This is a genomic window from Deltaproteobacteria bacterium, from assembly GCA_016875395.1.
Lineage (GTDB): Bacteria > Myxococcota_A > UBA9160 > UBA9160 > UBA6930 > VGRF01.
In genome coordinates, this window is record VGRF01000022.1 from 46,097 (window position 1) to 62,528 (window position 16,432).

Annotated in this window: 13 protein-coding genes; 11 read left to right on the forward strand and 2 right to left on the reverse strand. The window is 70.4% G+C overall.

Annotated elements, in window-relative coordinates; all coding sequences use genetic code 11:
* Positions 1-138 precede the first annotated feature (138 nt).
* The 8 genes from trmFO to FJ091_16045 all read left to right on the forward strand — a co-directional run bounded on the left by trmFO (position 139) and on the right by FJ091_16045 (position 9,687).
* Positions 139-1,446, forward strand: a complete 1,308-nt coding sequence (gene trmFO / locus FJ091_16010) for a methylenetetrahydrofolate--tRNA-(uracil(54)-C(5))-methyltransferase (FADH(2)-oxidizing) TrmFO (GenBank protein MBM4384858.1) — start codon at positions 139-141, stop codon at positions 1,444-1,446.
* Positions 1,443-2,375 carry a tyrosine recombinase XerC gene (locus tag FJ091_16015; protein ID MBM4384859.1) on the forward strand — a complete coding sequence of 311 codons (933 nt, stop codon included), beginning with the start codon at positions 1,443-1,445 and terminating at the stop codon, positions 2,373-2,375. Before trmFO ends, FJ091_16015 begins: the two co-directional genes overlap by 4 nt.
* A gap of 68 nt (positions 2,376-2,443) precedes the next feature.
* A complete protein-coding gene (locus tag FJ091_16020) occupies positions 2,444-3,898 on the forward strand; it encodes a response regulator (GenBank protein ID MBM4384860.1) in 1,455 nt (484 codons plus the stop codon).
* A 242-nt stretch (positions 3,899-4,140) separates the two neighbouring features.
* Entirely contained in the window at positions 4,141-5,019 is an 879-nt protein-coding gene (argB, locus tag FJ091_16025; GenBank protein ID MBM4384861.1) for an acetylglutamate kinase, read from the forward strand.
* A gap of 530 nt (positions 5,020-5,549) precedes the next feature.
* Entirely contained in the window at positions 5,550-6,503 is a 954-nt protein-coding gene (locus FJ091_16030) for a DnaJ domain-containing protein (protein MBM4384862.1), read from the forward strand.
* Positions 6,504-6,536: 33 nt separating this feature from the next.
* A complete protein-coding gene (gene dnaK / locus FJ091_16035; protein ID MBM4384863.1) occupies positions 6,537-8,111 on the forward strand; it encodes a molecular chaperone DnaK in 1,575 nt (524 codons plus the stop codon).
* 53 nt (positions 8,112-8,164) lie between these two features.
* A complete protein-coding gene (locus FJ091_16040) occupies positions 8,165-8,746 on the forward strand; it encodes a hypothetical protein (protein MBM4384864.1) in 582 nt (193 codons plus the stop codon).
* On the forward strand, positions 8,743-9,687 hold the full coding sequence (locus tag FJ091_16045) for a PAS domain-containing protein (GenBank protein MBM4384865.1): 945 nt from the start codon (positions 8,743-8,745) through the stop codon (positions 9,685-9,687). Before FJ091_16040 ends, FJ091_16045 begins: the two co-directional genes overlap by 4 nt.
* Positions 9,688-9,889: 202 nt before the next feature.
* On the opposite strand, the gene FJ091_16050 is transcribed toward FJ091_16045, so the two are convergent.
* Positions 9,890-11,203, reverse strand: a complete 1,314-nt coding sequence (locus tag FJ091_16050; GenBank protein ID MBM4384866.1) for an AarF/ABC1/UbiB kinase family protein — start codon at positions 11,201-11,203, stop codon at positions 9,890-9,892.
* A gap of 174 nt (positions 11,204-11,377) precedes the next feature.
* Between FJ091_16050 and FJ091_16055 the strand changes: the two genes are divergently transcribed.
* The gene (locus tag FJ091_16055; GenBank protein ID MBM4384867.1) at positions 11,378-12,763 is read left to right on the forward strand and encodes a diguanylate cyclase; all 1,386 of its coding nucleotides are present in this window, start codon (positions 11,378-11,380) and stop codon (positions 12,761-12,763) included.
* Between the two features lie 61 nt (positions 12,764-12,824).
* Positions 12,825-13,334 (forward strand): hypothetical protein, encoded by a 510-nt coding sequence (locus FJ091_16060; GenBank protein ID MBM4384868.1) that lies wholly within the window; start codon positions 12,825-12,827, stop codon positions 13,332-13,334.
* A gap of 25 nt (positions 13,335-13,359) precedes the next feature.
* On the opposite strand, the gene gfa is transcribed toward FJ091_16060, so the two are convergent.
* On the reverse strand, positions 13,360-13,980 hold the full coding sequence (gfa, locus tag FJ091_16065) for an S-(hydroxymethyl)glutathione synthase (protein MBM4384869.1): 621 nt from the start codon (positions 13,978-13,980) through the stop codon (positions 13,360-13,362).
* Positions 13,981-14,574: 594 nt separating this feature from the next.
* On the opposite strand from gfa, the gene aspS reads away from it, so the two are divergent.
* On the forward strand, positions 14,575-16,428 hold the full coding sequence (gene aspS, locus FJ091_16070; GenBank protein ID MBM4384870.1) for an aspartate--tRNA ligase: 1,854 nt from the start codon (positions 14,575-14,577) through the stop codon (positions 16,426-16,428).
* Positions 16,429-16,432 lie beyond the last annotated feature (4 nt).

Sequence of the window (16,432 nt, forward strand, 5' to 3'; positions counted from 1 at the left end):
GTCGAACGCTCCACCCAAGCAGGTCGGCCGAGGCCGCAAGCGAAGCGCGCAGCATTCGCCGGAGTCCCCGGAGGCGAATGCGAAGTAAACAAGGAAAACCGCAAGCCCCAGAGCACCCAGACCAGCTACTTCTTCGCCATGCACGCCTCGGTCATAGGAGCCGGCCTCGCCGGCGCGGAAGCCGCGATGCAGCTCGCGGTGCACGGCGTCCAAGTCCTCCTCACCGAGATGAAGCCCGCGCGCTTCTCTCCCGCGCATCAGAGCCCGGAGTTCGCGGAGCTCGTGTGCAGCAACTCGCTGCGCGGCGCGGCGCTCACGAACGCGGTGGGGCTGCTCAAGGAGGAGATGCGGCGGCTCGGATCGTTCGTGATGCGCGTGGCCGACGAGACCGCGGTGCCCGCAGGCCGGGCGCTCGCGGTGGATCGCACCGAGTTCTCGCGGCGCATCACGGCCGAGATCGAGTCGCATCCGAACATCGAGGTGCGGCGCGAAGAGGTCACGGAGCTGCCGCGGGACGGGCTCGTCGTGCTCGCGAGCGGGCCGCTCACCGCGCCGGCGCTGGCAGCGGAGCTCGCGCAGATCGTCGGCGGCGAGTCGCTGTACTTCTACGACGCGATCTCGCCGATCGTGTACGCGGACTCGCTCGATCTCGGCGAAGCCTTCCGCGCGTCGCGCTGGGAAGACGGCGAGGGCGACTACTGGAACCTCGCGCTCGACCGCGAGAGTTATCAGGGGTTCGTGGCTGCACTGCTCGCGGCCGACACCGTGCCGCTGCATCCGTTCGAGAAGGAGCTCTACTTCGATGGCTGCCTGCCGATCGAGGAGATGGCGCGGCGCGGGCCGGCCACGCTGCGCTTCGGGCCGATGAAGGCCGCCGGCCTCACCGATCCGCGCACGGGGCGCTGGCCGCACGCCGTCGTGCAGCTTCGCCACGAGGACAAGCGCGGCACGCTCTTCAACCTCGTCGGCTTTCAGACCAAGCTGAAGCAGGGCGACCAGCAGCGCATCTTTCGCACGCTGCCGGGCATGCGCGAGGCGGTGTTCGCGCGCTTCGGCTCGGTGCATCGCAACACCTTCGTGAACGCGCCGCGCGTGCTGAACGCGGACCTCTCGCTGCGCGGGCGCGAGAACGTGCTGCTCGCGGGGCAGATGGCGGGCGTCGAGGGCTACGTCGAGTCCGCAGCGCTCGGCTTCATGGCCGCACAGTTCGCGCTCGCGCGCCTGCGCGGCGAGCGTTCGCCCGAGCCGCCGCCGACGAGCGCGCACGGCGCGCTGCTGGCGCACCTGCGCGAGGAGAAGCCGCACGGCTTTCAGCCGATGAACGTGAACTTCGGCTTGTTCCCGCCGCTCGACGGCGCGCGCATGAAGCGCCCGCAGAAGAACGAGCGGCTCGCGGAGCGCGCACTCGGGGATCTCGCGAGCTATCAGGCGGCGACGCGTCCGTGAAGTGGGACGACGCGCTCGCCGGCTTCGCGCGCTCGCTGCGCAGCGAGCGCGGCTTCTCGGAGCACACGCAGCGCGCGTACCTCTCGGATCTGCGCCAGTTCGCGGAGAGCGCGAAGAAGCCGCCTGCGCGCGTCAGCGGAGACGATGTGCGCGACTTCCTCGCCGCGCAGCACCGCGCGCGGTCCCCGGCGACGCTCGGGCGCCGCCTCGCCGCGCTGCGCACGTTCTTCAAGTGGCTCGTGCGCGAGGGCGCGCGCGAAGCGGACCCGACGCTCGGCATTCCCGCGCCGCGCGCACCGCGCCCTCTCCCGCGCCCGCTGCCCGTGGACGACGTGACCGCGCTGCTCGACGCGACGCCGGAAGCGCCGCCCCGGGACGAGCGCATCGCGCTGCGCGACCAAGCGCTGTTCGAGCTGATGTACGGCGCCGGCCTGCGCGTGGGCGAAGTCGTCGCGCTCGACGTGCGCGATCTCGACCTCGTGCGCGGCGAAGTGCGGGTGTGGGGCAAGGGTGGGAAGGAGCGCGTCGTGCCGCTGCCTGCGGCGGCCCGCGAGGCGCTTCGCATCTACCTGGATGCGCGCAGCGAGCCGGGCGTGCTCGCGCAGCCGCTGTTTGCCAGCGCGAGGCGGCGCAAAGGCGAGAGGCCGCGCCGCCTCGACGCGCGCGAGGCGCGCAAGCGCCTGCGCAAACGCGCACTCGAAGCCGGCGTCGCGGGCCGCGTGCATCCCCACCGCATGCGCCACAGCTACGCCACCCATCTGCTCGACATGGGCGCCGACCTTCGCGCGATCCAGGAGCTGCTGGGCCACGCGAGCCTCTCGACCACGCAGCGCTACACGGCCGTCTCCGCGGAGCGCATCGTGGCCGTGTATGACAAGGCGCACCCGCGCGCGAAGCGGGGGAGGCCGCCCGCTCCTCGCGCGGACTGACCGGGAAACGGTCATCGCGCGGCGACCTCGCTTTACCGATGTCATGATGAGGTCGCGAGGGGAGAGTCGTGAGCCAGCATCGGGTGCTCGTCGTCGACGACGAGCTGTTCTTTCGCGAGCTGATCGGCGACGTGCTGACGAACGCGGGGATCGGCCACGTCAGCGCCGCGACGGGCGCCGATGCGCTCGAGCTCGCATCCGACCCGGAGGTGGGCGTCGTCGTCCTCGACCTCGAGCTGCCAGATCTCCACGGCCTCGAAGTGTTCCGGCGCGTCAAGGAGCAGCGGCCCACGCTGCGCGTCGTGATTCTGTCCGCGAGCACGCAGGAAGTGCACGTGCTCGAAGCGCTGCGGCTCGGCGCGTTCGACTACCTCGCGAAGCCGCTGCACGAGGAGGAGCTGCTGCTCTCCGTGCGCCGCGCGCTCGAGACGTATGGCATCGCGAGCGGCTGGCAGGGCCTGCGCTCGCGCATCGACCGGTTGCAGGCCTCGCTCGCGGAGCTGTGGTCGCGTGCGCGGGCCGATGGCGCATCGCCCGAGGACTTGCGGTCGCTCGCGGTGCAGGCCGCCGCCGAGGTGTTAGGCGCGGCGCGCACGTCGCTGATGCTCCTCGACGATCGCGCCGATGCGCTCAAAGTCGTCGCCGCGGTCGGCAACAAGGTCGCGACGGAAGAGATGGACGCGGTGCCCGTCGGCCAAGGCGTAGCGGGTCTCGCGCACGCGCGCGGCGAGGCGCTGCTCGTGAGAGACGTCGCGGAAGACGAGCGCTTCGCAGCGCGGCAGGCCGCGGGCGCGTACGGCTCGCGCTCGTTCGCGGTCGCGCCGCTCACGGCCGGCGCGCGCACGCTCGGCGTGCTGTGCGCCACGGAGCGCAGCGGCGGCGGCGCCTTCGATACGGAAGATCTCGCGCTGCTGCGCATCATCGCCGCGCAAGTCGCGCACATGCTGCAGGCGCCTCCGGCGGAGCCGAGCAAGCCCGGCGCGCCGCCGCCCGATCTCGAGATCGACGTCGACCTCGAGGTCGACGAGCCCACGCAGCTCGCGACCGCAGCGGCGCCCGCTGCGGCTTCCGCGCCGCAGCCGGAGCCCTCGCCGTTCAATGCGCCGACCGAGCGCGAGCGCGGCGCCGATCTCGCGCGCGAGATCTGCGACGCGGTCACTGCCGAGGTCGAGCCAGCGCGCGTCCTCGATGCCGCGCTGCGTCCGGTCGCAGCGGCGCTCGGCGCGGCGCCGGTCTCGATCTACCTGCGCAGCCCCGAGACGGGCGATCTCGCGCGCGAAGCGGAGTTCAGCGACGACGGCCGCCGCGCGGTCTCGGTGGCAGCGTGCTCGCGACGGGCCAGCTCGTCGCCACGGCCGACCCGAGCGCCGACCCGCGCTTCGACGCCACGCTCGACACGCCCGAAGACGGCGCGGCCGGCGCGCTGGTCTGCGGCGCGCTGCGCTTCCGCGGCAAACCGATCGGCGTGTTCCGCGCATTCCCCGCCGACGGCGCGAACGCCTCCGCCGAGCTCGGCGAGCTGATCTCTGCCGCGCTCTCCGCCGTCGTGCGCAACGTGCTGCTCTACCGCAGCCTCGTCGAAAGCATCGAAGAAGTCGCCGAAGCCCGCCGAGCCGCGCGCTCCGGCCCTCCAGCAACGTGACGTACGCAGGCACGACGCAGTGCAACGGCCGAACGCGGCTCGAGAAGCGCAAGCGGCCCGAGCGAGCGAAGCTCGCTCAGGCCGCGCGCAGTGAGCCGAAGGCGAACGGAGAGTCGTAACAACTTGAAAGACCTCATCGACAAAGCAGCGGTTCTGATCGAAGCGCTCCCGTACATCCGGCGCTTCCGCGACAAGACGATCGTGATCAAGTACGGCGGCCACGCGATGACCGATCCGCGTTTGCGCGCCTCGTTCGCGCGCGACGTCGTGCTGCTGAAGTTCATCGGCGTGCGCCCCGTGATCGTGCACGGCGGCGGGCCGCAGATCGAAGACACGCTGACGCGACTCGGCATCCAGTCGAGCTTCGTCGATGGCCTGCGCGTCACCGACGACGCGACCATGGAAGTGGTCGAGATGGTGCTCGGCGGCAGCGTGAACCGCGAGATCGTCGGGCTCGTGCAGAGCGCGGGCGGCAAGGCGATCGGCCTCACGGGCAACGACGGCCGCTTGTTGTTGGTGCAGCGCCGCGTGCGCGCGGGCAAGAATCTCGGGCGCGTGGGCGAAGTGGTCGCGGTCGACCCGGGACCGATCACCGCGATGACCGACGCCGGCTTCATCCCCGTGATCGCGCCGATCGGCGTGGACGAAGCGGGCGTGACCTACAACGTGAACGCGGACGACGCGGCCGGTGCGATCGCCGCCGCGCTGCGCGCCGAGAAGCTGATCCAGCTGACCGACGTCGAGGGCGTGAAGGACGCGGACGGCGAGCTGATTCAGCAGCTCACCGAGGCCGACGTGAAGCGCCTCATCGCCGAGGGCGTGATCAAGGGCGGCATGATCCCGAAAGTGCAGTGCTGCTTGGACGCGATCCGGGGCGGCGTAACCCGCAGCCACATCGTCGACGGCCGCATGCAGCACGCCGTGCTGCTCGAGATCTTCACGGACGGCGGCGTCGGGACCGTCTTCATGGCGCGGCCAGCGAAGGCGGCGAAGCGGGGCTGATCCCGCCTCGTCCGAGCCCCGCGGGACCCGCTGAGCGCAGCGGCGCCCCGACCTGTCCGGCCCCTCAGGCTTGCCCCGCGGCAGGCCGATACCAGCGCTCGGGTAGGGCCTCGTGTCTACGGGGCCTTGGGGGCTGTACATGCGAGTTGGCGACACGCTCGGGACTGCGCACGCGCAAGTGCTTGCGCTCGCGCCCGGTGTCGCGCCGACCTCGCTCTCGCTCGATCCCGTTGCCGGGTATCTGCTGTCGCGCATCGACGGCCACACGAACTGGGGAACGCTGCGCCAGATCGGGGCGCTGCCGCCGCACGAAGTCGACCGCCTCGTCGAACGCTGGCTGAAGCAGGGCGTGATCGTCGCTTCGGCATCGAGTGCGATTCGCACGGCGCCACCCGGCGCGTCCGCGAGCGCGCCGAAGCCGCCGCCGCGGCCAGCGGCTACGGCGTCGCAGGCGAAACCGTCGGCTGCGCCCGCAGCTGAAAACGCGAAGCCGGCGCCCCCGCCCCCCCGCGGCCGCGAGAAGCGCAGCGGTGACGCTGCCCGAAGTCGATGCCGCGCTCGACCTCGACGTCGAGCTGCAGCGCGAGATCCTCGAGTTCGCGAAGGGCCTCGGCCGCAAGTACCACGAGATCCTCGGCGTCGCGGCGAACGCCGACACCAAGGCGGTGAAGAAGGCGTACTTCGCGCTCTCCAAGAAGCTGCACCCCGATCGCTACTTCCGGCGCAAGACGGGCTCGTTCGGCCCGCTGATCGAGACGTGCTTCAAGCGCCTGCTCGCGGCGTACGAGCTGCTCTCGGATCCCGCGACGCGCGCGGCCGTGGAGGCCGCGCAGCTCGAGAGGACGACGCAGCACCTCGCGAGCGCCGACGCCGGGAACGCAGCGAGCGCTCGCGCCTCGAGCCTCGACGCGCGGCGCCGCCTGCGCGAGCGCGTCTCTTCGATGCACGCGCACGCGCGACATCACGACGCGCAGCGCCGCAAGGCGAAGGGATTCTTCGAGCACGGCATGTCCGCGTTCGCGGCGGGCAGGTGGATCGAGGCTGCCGGCGCCGTGCGCCTGGCGATCGCGTTCGACCCTGATAACTCCGCCTATCTCAAAGAGTTCCCGAACGTGCAGCGCAAGGCGCACGACGAGCGCGCGAAGCACCTCGTGAAGCAAGCGGAGGTCGCGCTCGAGATGCGCGACTACTCCGCGGCGCTCGATCACTTCGAGGAAGCGCTGCTCTATCGCCCGGCCGACGCAGAGCTCGCATTTCGCAGCGCGAAGCTGTCGATGCAGATCTCGGGCGACCTCAAGCGCTCGAAGGAGTTCGCTGCGCAAGCGGTGGAGTGCGCGCCGGAGAACGGCGAGTACCGGAAGATGCTCGCAGGGATCTACGCCGCCGCGGGCCTGCGCGCGAACGCGAAGCGCGAGTTCGAAGCCGCGCTGCGCATCGCGCCGGACGACAAGGAAGCGAAGGCAGGCCTTCGCTCGGTGAGTTGAACGTGAAGGTGCTGAGGAAGTGAGGAGGGGCTCATGAGTCGCGTCATCGGAATCGATCTGGGGACCACGAACTCGTGCGTGGCCGTCGTCGAGAACGGCCAAGTCACGGTCGTGCCGAACTCGGGCGGGTACAAGACGACCCCTTCGATGTTCGCGATCACGCAGGACGGCAAGCGCCTCGTCGGCCACCTCGCCAAGCGGCAGGCGATCACCAACGCCAAGGGCACGGTGTATGCGTCGAAGCGCCTGATCGGCCGCCGCTTCGACTCGGACGAAGTGCAGAAGTCGGTCTCGCTGTATCCGTACGAGATCGTGCGCGGTCCGAACGACGACGCGCGCGTCGTGGTGGGCGGCAAGTCGTTCACCACGCCGGAGCTCTCGGCGATGGTGCTGCGCGAGATGCGCCGCGTCGCAGAGGAGTATCTCGGCGAGCCGGTCAAGGACGCAGTGATTACGGTGCCCGCGTACTTCAAGGACGCGCAGCGCCAATGCACGAAGGACGCCGGAAAGATCGCGGGGCTCGAAGTGCTGCGCATCGTGAACGAGCCCACCGCGGCGGCGATCGCGTACGGGATGAACCGCCCCGGCAAGGACGAGAAGATCGCGATCTACGACCTCGGCGGCGGCACCTTCGACATCTCGATTCTCGAGCTCTCCGACGGCGTGATCGAAGTGCTCGCGACCGCGGGCGACACCTTCCTCGGCGGCGAGGACTTCGACCGCCGCATCGTCGAGCACCTGATCGCGTGGTTCGACGAGAAGGAAGGCATCGATCTGCGCGGCGACGCGATGGCGATGCAGCGCCTCAAGGACGCGGCGGAGAAGGCGAAGTGCGACCTCTCCTCGCGCGAGAGCGTGGAGATCAATCTCCCGTTCATCGCGAGCGACGACAACGGGCCGCGGCATCTCTCGTGCTCGATGTCGCGCGAGCAGCTCGAGCAGCTCGTGCACGACATCGTGAACGGCACGCTGAAGACGGTCGAGCACTGCATGCTCGACGCGAACGTGCGCCAGCAGGACATCGACCAGGTGATCCTCGTCGGCGGGCAGACGCGCACGCCGCTCGTGCAGCAGGCCGTCGCGGATTTCTTCGGGAAGCGCCCGCACAAGGGCGTGAACCCCGACGAGGTGGTCGCGGTCGGCGCCGCGCTGCAGGGCGAGAGCCTCGTCTCCGAAGATCAGAACCTGCTCTTGCTCGACGTGACTCCGCTCTCGCTCGGCATCGCCACCTTCGGCGGTCACTTCGCGAAGCTGATCGAGCGCAACACCACTGTGCCGGCGCGCAAGGGCCAGATCTTCACCACCACGCGCGACAACCAGACCGCAGTGAAGATTCGCGTGCTGCAGGGCGAGAGCGACACCGCGCTCGACAACGACTTGTTGGGCGAGTTCGTGCTGAACGGCATCCGCCAGGCGCGCAAAGGCGAGCCCGAGGTGGAGGTGACGTTCGACATCGATGCGAACGGCATCGTCTCGGTGTCGGCGCGCGATCTCGCGACCGGCAAGGAGCAGTTGATCACCGTCAACGCGACCGGCACGCTCACCGACGACGAGATTCAGCGCATCATTCGCGACCAGGAGCTGTACGAGGTCGCGCTCAAGGCGTGACGCGGGCACGCGCTGCGGACGGAACATCGAGAACCGTTGGGGAGTAGAGCGCGGTGGCGGATACCAAGGACCAGAAGATCGCGCGGCTGATCGCCGAGGGGCTCGACCGCTACGGCCAGGACGACACTGCTGGCGCGATCGCGCGCTGGCGGCACGTGCTCGAGCTCGATCCCAAGCACGAGGCCGCGCGGGAGTACCTGGAGGTCGCTGGCGCGGGCGCGGAGCCAGCGACGCCGCGCGGGGGCGTCGTGAGTCGCGCGGCGGACTACCTGCGCGAAGGCCTCGAGCTGATCAAGCAGGGACACGATGCGGAGGCTCTCGAGCTGGTGGAGCGCGCGACGCGCGAGTCGCCGGCGCTGCTCGAGGCTCAAGCGACGCTCGACTTGCTGCGGGCGCATCTGCATCAGCGCGCGCGCGTTCGCACGAACGGAGGCGCGGGCGTGCCGCGCGTGAAGCTCGGACCGCAGGAGGTGTTGCGCTTCAACCTGCCGCCGAACGCCGGCTTCATTCTCTCGATGATCGATGGGCGCACGTCGGCGGACGAGATCGTCGCGCTCAGCGCGATGGACCCGTTCGAGGCGCATCACACCCTCGCGAAGCTTCTCGATGCCGGAATCGTGGAGGTGCGCGGGTGAACGGCGCCGAATCGCTGCTCTCGTATCTCGACGCGCCGATCGTCGTGGGCGACCCCGAAGGACGCGCGGTCTACGTAAACCCCGCGTTCGAGGAGCGCTTCCCGCGCGGCGACGACAGCGCGATCGGGCTGCCGCTCGCGGAGCTGTTCGACGGCGGCGCGCGCGAGGCCGTGCTGCGCGGCGTGATGACCGCGTGTGAGACGCGCACGACCGCGCGCTTCCGCCTGCGCGCAGGCGCCACCGGCTACTCGGCGGTTGCGTCGCCGATCGCCAGCGGCGGCCAGGCGGTCGGCGTCGTGATCCTGTTCAAGGAAGAGATCGGCGAAGCGGAGCGCCTGCTCCAGCTCCAGCGCGATCTTCAGGGTGGACTCGAGGAGCTCGCGGGCACGCTCGACGACATCGCGACGCATGCGAGCGGAGCGCGCGCCACGCAACAGCGCGCGCTCGTCTACGACGGCCTGCGCGCGATCGCGCGCGTGCGCAAGTTCAGCGAGGAGATGCAGGCGGCGCTCGCCGGCAAGCCTTCCGCGGCGCGGAGCGAACGAATCGACGTGACTGCGCTGCTCGCGCGAATCGTCGACCGTGCCGAGCGCCTCGCGGGCGGCGAAGGCGTGGCGATCAGCCTGCTCGCGCCCGGCAAGCTGCCCGAGCTGCGCGGTGACGAGGCGCAGCTCGCGCGCGCGCTGCAGCGCATGCTCGACGCGCGCCTCAGCGCGCATCCCGCGCCGGAGCGCATCACCGTGGGCGCTCGCGTCGTCAGCGCCGACAACGGCCGTGCACTGCTGCTCTCGTTCAGCGAGCTGCGCAGCGGCGGCTACGACGCGCCGTTCTCGGACGGATCGGTGCTCGACGAAGCGTTCGGCCCGTTTGGGGCGACGAAGCTCTCGGCTTCGTCGGCGCGGCTTGGGCGGGCGACCGTGGTGAGGTTTCCGTTGGGGTGAGGTGTGCGGGGCTTGTCGGCGATTCGGGGCAACGCCGCGCTTTTCCTTGTTGACTTCGCAAGCGCCTCCGCAGACTCCGGCGCTTGCTGCGCGCTTCGCTTGCGGCCTCGGCCGACCTGCTGGGGAGGGCGTTCGACTGCGAGGTCGTTCTGGCGGCGGGGTGGCGCGTGGTTGGCGCGTAGCTCGGTTCAGCTCGTAGTGGTTACTCGCGTTGCGCGAGGAATCGGAGGAGGTAGGGGGCGGCGAGCTTCATGGGATCGACTTCGGGGGCGAGGTCGCGGGAGAGGGCGAAGACGGTGCTGACAGTTTTTGCGTAGAGCAGCAGGTCGGGGGGGAGTGTCAGGCCGGGCGTCGCGTAGAGCAGGGTCTGCGCTTCGTCCTTGAGCGCGAGCACGCGCTCGCCGGACAGCGCGAGCGCGTTGCCGCCCTCGCCGCGCAGGCGCGTCAGCATGGCGCCGACGGCGTCGCGCACGGCGGGCTCGGCGCCGGGCTCGATCATGCGCATGCGCTGCATGGCAGCGAGGAACTCGTCGAGCTGGTTGTTCAGCAGGGCGAGGATTCCGGCGCGCAGCTCGCGGCGCAGCTCGGTTGTCAGGCGCTGCGACAGGCCGAAGTCGACGAACAGGACGCGCGGGTTCGCGGCGGCGCTCGGCTCGTCGATCACGAACAGGTTGCCCGCGTGCGGATCGGCGTGAAACACGCCGTCGAGGAAGATCTGGCGCGCGTAGGCCCGCAGCACGATCTCGACCACCGCGGTGGGCGCGATGCCGCGCGCGAGCAGCGCCTCGCGCGAGAGCGGGATCGTCGCGATGCGCTCCATCGCGAGCACGCGCTTCGCCGAGGCGTCGGCGATCACACGCGGCACGACCACGTTCTTCTCGGCTGCGAGGTTCGCCGCAATCTCGCGCGCGGAATTCGCTTCGCGCGCGAAGTCGAGCTCGCTCTCGAAGCCGCGCGCGAACTCGCGCCAGGTCGCGTCGTCGACGCGCGCACCCGTGACGACTCGGAGCGCGAGCCGCGCGAGGGCGAGGTCGGCGCGCAGGCTCCGCGCGAGCCAGGGGTACTGCACCTTCACCGCGACTTCGCCGCCCCCGCGCAGCTGGGCCGCGTGCACCTGCGCGATCGAGGCGGCGCCGAGCGGCCGCGCGTCGAGGCGCGCGAAGTGCCGCGCGAGCGGCGCGCCGAGGGCGCGCTCGATCTCGCCGCGAATCCAGCTTGCGGGCAGGGGCGGCACGTCGTCGCGCAGCGCGAGCAGGGCAGCGCGGGCCTCGGGCGCCATCACGTCGACGCGCAGCGCCGCGAGCTGCCCGAGCTTCGCGAACGGCCCCTTCAGCACGCCGAGCGCGCGCGCCGCGAGCGCGAGGCGCTGCTCGCGCGGGGCGAGCGCGGCGCGCAGCGCAAACGCGGCGAGCACGAGCGCCTGCGTGATCCCGAGCGCGCGCAGGGCGACGGCGCACGATGCGACACCACGTGCGACTCGCGATTGCCGCGGCGGAAGTGCGGTCTGCGGCTCCACGCGTCGCCCCCATTTCTCTGATAGGCCGCGGCTGCGCGCGCCGCTAGCCCGCGGCGCCTAGAGTTCGCGAGCAATTTCGCGAGGCTCAAGCCACCGTTGCGCAGAGACGATGCATTTCTGCGTGAGGGGCGAGATGAGCCGTCAGCCGCAAAGCTGCGATCGCGGAGGCGCGCGATGAGCGCGGAGGAACGGCGCGCGCGCGTGCTGGTGGTGGACGACAGCCGCTTCCACCGCGAGCTCGCGCGCGACGTGCTCTCGAGCCGCGCTGAGGTGACGTGCTGCAGCGGCGCGCAGGAGGCGCTCGCGGCGCTCGAGCACGGCGAGTTCGATCTCGTGATCTCCGATCTCACGATGCCGGAGTTATCAGGGCTCGACTTGCTGGAGCGCGTGCAGCGCCGCTTCCCCGGCAGCGAGTTCGTGATCGTCACCGCCAACGCGACGGTCGACAGCGCCGTGCACGCGCTGCGCATGGGCGCGACGGACTATCTGCAGAAGCCCGTGCGCTCGGCGGACCTGATCCTGTGCCTCGAGCGCGCCCTCGCGCGGCGGCGCCTCGTGAGCGAGAACCAGCGCCTGCGCGGCGAGCTCGCGCTCTATGCAGCGGCGCGCACGCTCGCGTCCACGCTCGAGCCCGACGAGGTGTTCGCGCTCGCGCTCGAGATCGCCTGTCGCACGCTCGCGAACCGGCGCGGCTTCGCGCTCTACCAGCGCCCGAACCTCACCGACTCGATCGGCGTGCACGCGGCCGGGCTCGAAGAGACGGAGCTGGAGCGTCTGCGCGCCGTGATCGAAGCGGGCAAGCGCGTCGACTGGAACGCGTACCCCGCCATCGCGCGCGTCGACCGCGGCCCGCTGCTCGAGTTGTTACGGGCGGCGGGCATCGCCGAGGCGCCGGTGGTCGTGGTCCCCCTGCGTGGCGAGGAGCAGGACGCGGGCCTGCTCGCGCTGCTCGGCGCCGAGGACTCGCCAGACGCGCTCGCGCAGCTCGCGATCGTGGCGGCGCACGCGGGCGTCGCGTTGCGCAACGCCGAGCGCTACCGCCGCGCGCGCGACCGCGCCTTCGTCGACGACGCCACCGACGTCTACAACTCGCGCTACTTGCTCGAAGCGCTCGACCGCGAAGTGCGCCGCTCCGAGCGCTACGGCAGCGAGCTCTCGATCCTGTTCATCGACCTCGACCGCTTCAAGCTCGTGAACGACAACCACGGCCACCTCGTCGGCACGAGCGTGCTGCGCCAGCTCTCGCGCCTGCTCGCGCAGTCCGTGCGCCAGGTCGACACCGTGGCGCGCTACGGCGGCGACGAGTTCACGATCCTGCTCGCCGACACCGGCGAGCGCGGCGCGCGCGTGATCGCCGAGCGCATCCGCAAGTGGGTCGCCGACAACGCCTTCGAGGCCGATGCGGGCCGCACGCTGAAGCTCAGCTGCAGCGTCGGCCTCGCGACGTATCCCGCGCACGGCCGTACGCGCGAGGCGCTGCTCGACGCCGCGGACAAGGCGATGTACCGGGCGAAGAGCCAGGGAAGGAATCGCGTGTGCAGCGCGAGTGAGTTGGCGTAGGGCGAGCGCTTCGCGCGATCTCGCGCGGAGCGAAAGCCGCCGCGTGTAGAGTGGGTTCTCGATGCCCCAGCAGGAAACACTGCTCTCGCTCGCGGAGATCTCGGTCGCGCTCGCGGGCTTTGCGGGGTTGGTCGCGGCGCTGGGGTCCTTCTTGTCCGCCGAGCGTCAACTCGCGGCAGCGCGAGTTCGAGCGATCGCAGAGAACGGCCTGATCGTCCTTCCGTTCGCGCTGTTGCCGCTGTTCGTGCTCGGGTTCGGCGTCGAGGAGGAGGCAGCGTTCCGTGCGTCGAGTGTTTGCTTCTTGATCGGGTACGGCGCCCATTGGAGCCTGGTGATCACACGCTTCGCGCGTCTCGCCCGAGAAGGGAGATACGCATTCGTCTTCTCGAGCTGGGTCGGAATCGGCTTCAGCGTGGGCGCCTTGCTCGTGGCTTTCGCCAACTCCTTGGGAGTGTTCGGGAGTTACGTCGGCAACGCCTACGTCGTGAGCCTGGTCGGGCCGCTGTACAACTGTGCTCTCCCATTCTTTCGGCTGCTGGCAGCCATCTCGATCCGCGACCGCGCGGAGTGAGGACTACGGAACGAGCTCTCGCGTCTCAGCCCTTCAGCACTCCGCTCAGCTTGGCCGCGTGCGTCGAGAGCGCGTCCATCAGCGCTGGGGAGAGGCAGTCGTAGGCGGGCAGGCCGATCTTCTTCAGGCGCGCGCGGATCGCGGGCATGCTCGCGGGGTCGGTGCCGGTTTCGATCACCGAGGACGCGAACGCGGCGAACTCGATCGGCGACCAGCCCTTGTCCTTCGACAGCTCCGTGTGCACGAAGTCGAGTCCGTGGAACGCGTGCCGCGTGTTCTCGATGCGCCCGAACATGTGCGTGCCGCAGTCGCTGCACGCGTGCCGCTGAATCGCGGCGTTCGCGTCGACGATCTTCAGCTTGTGCGCGCCCGCGGTCACCGAAACTTTTTCGCGCGGCACGACGGCGATGATCGAGAAAACCGCGCCGGCGTGCTTCCAGCACTTGCTGCAGCCACAGGCGTGGTTGTGCGCGGTTTGCGCCGCGACCGAGACCACGACGGGATCGCTCGCGCAGCGGCACTGAAGCGTGCCTCCGGCGAACTTCGCCTTGGCCTTACCCAGCGCGCCCTTGTCGAGCAGCGGGTGCAGCGGAATCGGCGGCGCCACCTTCTTTTTCGCAGCGCGCTTCGCGGTCTTCTTCGCCATCACAGAGCTCCTTTGCGATGCAGCTACATGACACCCGGCGGGGGGGCGCAGTCAATCGCGATGTAACCGGCGGCGGCGCGCCCACGAAGCGGGCCGCGTCACGTACCCGGTCGATCGCGCGTAGGCTCGCGGGCGGTGGTGTGGAGGACGCGGTGAGGGTTGCGTTCGGCCGGATCGGGACTCGACGGGGCGGCTTCGTCTGGATGGTCGCCTTGGTCCTCTTCCAGGCATGCGTTTCGCGCAGCTTCTGCGACTTGGATTTGAGGGCGGAAGGCTGGAGGGCGATCGCTCGTCCCTCCGACTCCGGAGTCGCGAGTGAAGGCGCCTCGAAGCGCGTACGCTGGTTCACGAACCAACGCGGCGACTTCCTCGCGTGCCACGCGGGCGTCGGCACGACCTACTGCCGCGGGATCTACGACCGGTTCACGAGGCGCGCCGATGGCACCTTCGAGCGCCAGGAGATCGTCTGCATGACCCGGAGGTCGATGGTTGGCGGCCTGACACCCCCGACGCCCCTCTGCTAACTCCCGGCGCGTTTTCCTTCACGATTTCGCAGACTTCGGGGGCTCCTCGAAGGCGCTTCGAGGGCGGGCGATGAGCGACGGCGGCGGCACCAGCGGACACAGCGCGAGCGCGCGCGACACCGCGCAGCTCGACGTGCTCGGCGCGCTGCGGCGCACGCATTACTGCGGCGCGGTTCGCGCGGACCTCGTCGGGCGCGAGGTCGTGGTGATGGGCTGGGTGCACGTCGCGCGCGACCACGGCGGCGTGATCTTCGTCGATCTGCGCGACCGCGAGGGCGTGGTGCAGTGCGTGTTCCGGCCCGAGGTGTCGAGCGCGGTGCACGCGCGCGCGGGCGAGCTGCGCAGCGAGTTCGTCGTGGCGGTGCGCGGCACGGTCGAGCGCCGCTCGGCGGAGACGGTGAACGCGAAGCTGCCCACGGGCGAGATCGAGATCGTGGCGCGCGAGGTGCGCGTGCTGAACGTCGCGACGCCGCCGCCCTTCGCGATCGAGGAGGAGAGCGGGGCGGACGAGATGACGCGGCTGCGCCATCGCATCCACGACCTGCGCCGCCCGCCGCTGCAGAAGAGCATGCGCACGCGTCACGCGCTCTATCAGAGCGCGCGCGCGACGCTCGCCGAGCACGGCTTCCTCGAGATCGAGACGCCGATCCTCGCGAAGGCGACGCCCGAAGGGGCGCGCGACTTCCTCGTGCCGAGCCGCCTGCAGCCCGGCGGGTTCTACGCGCTGCCGCAGTCGCCGCAGATCATGAAGCAGCTCTTCATGGTCTCGGGCTTCGACCGCTACTTCCAGATCGCGCGGTGCTTCCGCGACGAGGACCTGCGCGCGGACCGCCAGCTCGAGTTCACGCAGATCGACCTCGAGATGAGCTTCGTCGGCGTGGAGGAAGTGCTCGCGGTGCTCGAGGACCTGACGTGGCGCGCGTGGCGCGACACGCTCGGCGTCACGCTGCCGCGCCCGTTCCCGCGCATGTCGTACGCGGAGGCGATGGCGCGCTACGGCAGCGACAAGCCCGACACGCGCGTGCTGCTCGAGCTGGTCGACCTGACGGACTTGTTCGTGAACAGCGGCTTCAAGGCGTTCGCGGGGCCCGTCGCGAAGGGCGGCATCGTGAAGTGCCTGCCGATTCACGATGCGGAGTCCCTGACGAGAAGCGAGATCGACCGGCTCGAAGCCTTCGTGAAGAAAGAGCTCGGCGCGAAGGGGCTCGCCTGGATTCGCGTGATGCCGGGCGGCGAGTGGCAGTCGCCGATCGCGAAGTTCCTCGGCGACGCGGAGCGCGCGGGCATCGCGGAGCGCACGGGGGCGAGGCCGGGCAGCGTGCTGTTCTTCGCGGCGGACGAGTTCGCGAAGGCGAACGCGATCCTCGGGCGGCTGCGCCTCGATCTCGGACGTCAGCTCGGTCGCGTCGACGCGCGCGAGTGGGCGCCGCTGCTCGTGCTCGACTTCCCCGTGTTCGAGCGCGGCGATGACGGCAAGCTCACCTTCATGCACATGCCGTTCGTCGCGCCGCACGAAGAGGATCTCGGCCTCTTCGACTCGAATCCGCTCGCGATGCGCGGCACGCACTACGACGTGGTGATGAACGGCCTCGAGCTCGGGTCCGGCTCGCTGCGCAACCACCGCAGCGACGTGCAGCGCAAGATCTTCGAGATCCTCGGCTACGCGAAGGACGAGATGGAGGCGCGCTTCGGCTTCATGCTGAACGCGCTCGACGCCGGCGCGCCGCCCCACGGCGGCTTCGCGTTCGGCCTCGATCGCATGGCGATGCTGCTCGCGGGCGCCGCCTCGCTGCGCGACGTGATCGCGTTACCGAAGACGCAGCGCGGACAAGACCTGCTCATGGATGCGCCGGGCGAAGTCGAGAAGAAGCAGCTCGAAGAGATCCACATCCGCGTCGTGATGCCGAAGCCGGAAGGGGCCTAACAAG